The sequence below is a fragment of the Streptomyces sp. RP5T genome (genome assembly GCF_003933965.1).
In the GTDB taxonomy this organism is placed as follows: domain Bacteria; phylum Actinomycetota; class Actinomycetes; order Streptomycetales; family Streptomycetaceae; genus Streptomyces.
This window is the reverse complement of the sequence record NZ_RSAJ01000655.1, coordinates 1-4,348: the sequence shown is the minus strand read 5'-3', so window position 1 is coordinate 4,348 and position 4,348 is coordinate 1. Positions and strand designations below refer to the sequence as shown.

Genomic DNA, 4,348 nt, shown 5'->3' with positions numbered 1-4,348 from the left:
GATCATGGCCCTGCCCGTCGCCTACAACCTCCTCCAGGCCGACAGCGTGGCGATCCCGGCGGGCATCGCCCTCGCGGTCGTCGCGGTGGCCGCGCTGATCCTCCTGATCAACCCCGCGACGACCCAGGCGCTCGGGATCAGGGGACCGGGACGGGCACAGGACGGTCAGTAGCAGAGCCGGCGCCGGGCTCCGGAAGGGAGCCGGTGGTTGCCGGTCTGCGCCGGTGGCGACGAGGGGCCGCGGGTGAGTGGCGGGTGGCCGCATCGCCCTAACTGTTACTTCAGGTTCAGCCGGAGGCGTCTCGCCCGAGCACCGGGCGCGGCTCCGGCGGAGTGCGAGGGCCGCCGGCCCCGAGCGCGGGTAGTGGGCGTAGGGCCGGAGGGCGGGGGTAGCCGTAGGACCATCGGGCGCTGGGGCAGGCTCCAGCGACGGTCGTGTCTCGGACGGCAGGGTGTCGGGGCTCGGCCTGGTCCCGATGCCGGGGCTCTGTCCCTACGGTCGTCGTCCGGCCCCGGGGCGAGGCGGGCCGCCACCTCACCGGGCCTGCGTCGGCGCGACGCGTCGGCTACTCGCGGCTGCCTGAACGGGGCCGAAGGTCTACTCCTCCACGAGCAGCTTCTCCCGGAGCTGGGCCAGGGTGCGGGCCAGGAGGCGGGAGACGTGCATCTGGGAGATGCCCACCTCCTGCGCGATCTGCGACTGGGTCATGTTGCCGAAGAAGCGGAGGAGGAGGATTCGCTTCTCGCGAGGGGGGAGATCCTCCAGGAGCGGCTTCAGCGACTCCCGGTACTCCACGCCCTCCAGCGCCTCGTCCTCCGCGCCGAGGGTGTCCGCCACCGCCGGGGACTCGTCGTCCGTGTCGGGGACGTCCAGGGACAGCGTGGAGTACGCGTTGGCGGACTCCAGGCCCTCCAGGACCTCCTCCTCCGAGATGCCCAGCTTCTCGGCCAGTTCGTGAACCGTGGGGGAGCGGCCGTGCAGCTGGGAGAGCTCCGCCGTCGCCGTGGTGAGCGCGAGACGCAGCTCCTGGAGCCTGCGCGGGACGCGGACCGCCCAGCCCTTGTCGCGGAAGTGGCGCTTGATCTCGCCGACGACCGTGGGGGTCGCGTACGTCGAGAACTCGACGCCGCGGTCCGGGTCGAAGCGGTCGACCGACTTGATCAGGCCGATGGTGGCGACCTGGGTCAGGTCGTCCAGCGGCTCGCCGCGGTTGCGGAAGCGACGCGCGAGGTGCTCGACGAGCGGCAGGTGCATCCGGACCAGCTGATTGCGCAGCTCCGCGTACTCGGGGCTGCCGTCCTTCAGCGCGCGCAGCTCGACGAACAGGGCGCGCGCCCCGCTGCGGTCCTGTGGGTCGTGCCGCGGGACCGGCGTGTTGTTCGCGCCCGCGTGGCCGTCCTCTGCGTTTCGCTCGTGCTCGCTCATCGTCCCGCCCGTCGCCCTTCCACGAGCCCTCGCCTCCGTCGGCACCGGGATGACCCCGGCCCGCCCTGCCGGAGGCGCACCCTGCACGGCACCTTTCCGCTCAGGCTGCCCGTCGTCCAGGAGGCCGGTCGCCGTCGTGTCGACGACGTCCTCCTCCGGATGCGGCCGGGCCTGCTCGGGGATGCCGTCGATGCCGTCCGCCATGCGACGGGAACCGCCGGGGCCTTCGTCGCCCAGGCTGTCGGCGCCGCTCGGGCAGGGAGGACGGTGTCCGCCCTCGGTCGGCAGCTGTCGTGTGCCGCGCTCTTCGTCCCGCACCGGCCCGTCCCCGTTCCTCACGCCGGCCCGGGTCCCGCGCCGCGCTGTTTGTAGAGGCTGATCGACACGGTCTTGTCCTCGTCCACGGCCGACGAGACCTTGCCCGCGAGGGCCGAGAGAACGGTCCAGGCGAAAGTGTCTCGTGACGGTGCGTGACCGTCCGTGGTCGGGGCCGAGACGGTGACCTCCAGCGAGTCGTCGACGAGTCGGAAGACACAGCTGAGCACCGAGCCGGGCACGGCCTGCTGGAGCAGGATCGCGCAGGCCTCGTCCACCGCGATGCGCAGGTCCTCGATCTCGTCGAGGGTGAAGTCCAAACGGGCTGCGAGGCCGGCCGTGGCCGTCCGCAGCACCGACAGGTAGGCACCCGCGGCCGGCAGCCGGACTTCCACGAAGTCCTGGGTCGCGGGCTCGCCTGCGATCTGGGACACCCTCACCTCCAAGGTGGTACAAGCTTTACGGGGGCCGAGGGTCGCCCCCCGGAGTAACGCGACGTGTGGTTCAGCGGTGACGCTACCGCGCTCTCGACTTTCCTGTCCCCGGGACCCCAACCCCTTGCCGTCACTCACAGTAAACCTGTGGACACGCTCCGTGTCTAGGGGGTTTGCGGCTCCAATTGGGAAGAACGCGCGCCGGGTTGACGTACCCAGACGTCAGACGGTCGAACCGTCCTGGAACCCGGGGGTCCAGGGTCACACAAGGACATGGTCCACGAAGCACCAACGCCAGTTCTCGCCAGGTTCGTGGGTCCGCATGATCGGGTGGTCGGAGTCCTTGTGGTGCTTCGTCGCGTGTTGTCCCGGCGAGGAGTCGCAGCAGCCGACGTGACCGCAGGACAGGCACAGGCGCAGCTGTACGGGGTGGGTACCGTCCCTCAGGCACTCCGGGCACGTCTCGCTGAGCGGCTCGGGCTCCGGGTGCGGCAGCGCGTCGGCGTGCGTGCACTGTTTCATGATTGCCAGGTTACGACGGCCGCGCAGGCGGCCGCGCGGAAAAAGAGGGCGGGCGCACGACGATGAACGAGGGCGGGCGAGGGTCATGGACGTGATGCCACTGCTGTTGCTGGTGGCGGGGAGCGCGGCCGTCGCCGCGGCCGCCCGGCGCACTCCTGTCCCGGCGCCGCTGCTGCTGGTGGCGGCGGGACTGCTGATCTCGTACCTGCCCGGGGTCCCCGAGTACACGCTCGACCCGGACGTGGTCCTGCCCCTCATCCTGCCGCCGCTGCTGCACTCCGCGGCCACCGACAGCTCCTATCTCGACCTCAGGGCGCAGATGCGGCCCGTGGCGCTGCTGTCGGTGGGATACGTGCTCTTCGCGACCTTCGTCGTCGGCTGGGCGGCGTACCGAATCGTGCCGGGGCTTTCGCTGACCGGGGCACTCGTGCTGGGCGCGGTGGTGGCGCCGCCGGACGCGGTCGCGGCGACGGCGGTGGCACGCCGCGTGGGCCTGCCCTCCCGGATCACGACCATCCTCCAGGGCGAGTCCCTGGTGAACGACGCCACCGCGATCACCGCCTACCGGGTCGCGCTCGCGGCCGCCGTCGGCGAGAGCGCCACCTGGGCCGGCGGCATCGGCGAGTTCCTGCTGGCGGCGGTCGGCGGGGTCGCGGTCGGCCTGGTGCTGATGGTGCCGATCCACTGGCTGCGCACGCACCTGAAGGAGCCGCTGCTCCAGAACACGCTCTCCCTGCTGATCCCGTTCGTCGCCTACGCGGCGGCCGAGCAGTTCCACGCCTCCGGAGTGCTCGCGGTCGTCGTGGTGGCCCTGTTCCTCGGACACCGCGCGTGGGAGGTCGACTTCGCGACGCGCCTCCAGGAGGACGCCGTCTGGAAGATGGTCGCCTTCGTCCTTGAGTCGTCGGTCTTCGCCCTCATCGGACTGCAACTGCCCGTCGTGCTGGAGGGGCTCGGGGAGTACGAGGGCGGCCCCGCCGTCTGGTACGCGATCGCCGTCTTCCTCGTGGTCGTCCTGTCGAGGTTCGTGTGGGTCTACCCGGCGACCTTCCTGCCGCGCATCCTGTCCGCGCGGATCCGCGCGCGCGAGGACAACCCGACCTGGAAGGGGCCGTTCGTCATCGCCTGGGCCGGAATGCGGGGCGTGGTCTCGCTGGCGATCGCCTTCTCGATCCCGGAGCACCTGCACGACGGCGAGCCGTTCGAGGGCCGCAACCTGATCCTCTTCCTCACCTTCACGACGGTCATCGGCACCCTCGTCGTCCAGGGCGTCACCCTGCCCCCGCTGATTCGCATGCTGAAGCTCCCCGGACGCGACCAGCAGGCCGAGACCCTGGCCGAGGCCAACGCCCAAGCACAGGCCTCGCGGGCCGCCGAACGCCGCCTGGACGAACTCCTCTCCGACGAGCGCAACGCCCTCCCGCCGCCGCTCGCCGACCGCCTGCGCATGGTCCTGGAGCGTCGCCGCAACGCCGTCTGGGAACGTCTCGGCCAGTCCAACCCCCTCACCGGCGAGACCGTCGACGACACCTACCGCAGGCTGTCGCGGGAGATGATCGGCGCCGAGCGCGCGGTCTTCGTGAAGCTGCGGGACCTGCGCTACATCGACGACGAGATGCTGCGGACCCTGCTGCGCAGGCTGGACCTGGAG

Annotated in this window: 4 protein-coding genes; 1 reads left to right on the top strand and 3 read right to left on the bottom strand. The window is 71.3% G+C overall.

Going from position 1 to position 4,348, the window contains the following annotated elements:
• Positions 1-598: 598 nt before the first annotated feature.
• From EHS43_RS38500 to EHS43_RS38490, 3 genes are all read right to left on the bottom strand, one after another.
• Complete coding sequence (locus tag EHS43_RS38500; RefSeq protein ID WP_125195236.1) at positions 599-1,765, bottom strand: RNA polymerase sigma factor SigF; 1,167 nt, start codon at positions 1,763-1,765, stop codon at positions 599-601.
• On the bottom strand, positions 1,762-2,175 hold the full coding sequence (locus EHS43_RS38495) for an anti-sigma regulatory factor (RefSeq protein WP_004925829.1): 414 nt from the start codon (positions 2,173-2,175) through the stop codon (positions 1,762-1,764). The genes EHS43_RS38500 and EHS43_RS38495 overlap by 4 nt, the downstream gene beginning before the upstream one ends.
• A gap of 261 nt (positions 2,176-2,436) precedes the next feature.
• A complete protein-coding gene (locus tag EHS43_RS38490) occupies positions 2,437-2,697 on the bottom strand; it encodes a UBP-type zinc finger domain-containing protein (RefSeq protein WP_037712043.1) in 261 nt (86 codons plus the stop codon).
• Positions 2,698-2,782: 85 nt separating this feature from the next.
• Between EHS43_RS38490 and EHS43_RS38485 the strand changes: the two genes are divergently transcribed.
• The coding region (locus tag EHS43_RS38485; protein ID WP_125195235.1) for a Na+/H+ antiporter at positions 2,783-4,348 on the top strand (1,566 nt) is incomplete at its 3' end.

Bases quoted from the DNA above. Each gene is read 5' to 3' on its own strand.
- EHS43_RS38490 (WP_037712043.1), bottom strand. From the start codon at position 2,697: ATGAAACAGTGCACGCACGCCGACGCGCTGCCGCACCCGGAGCCCGAG.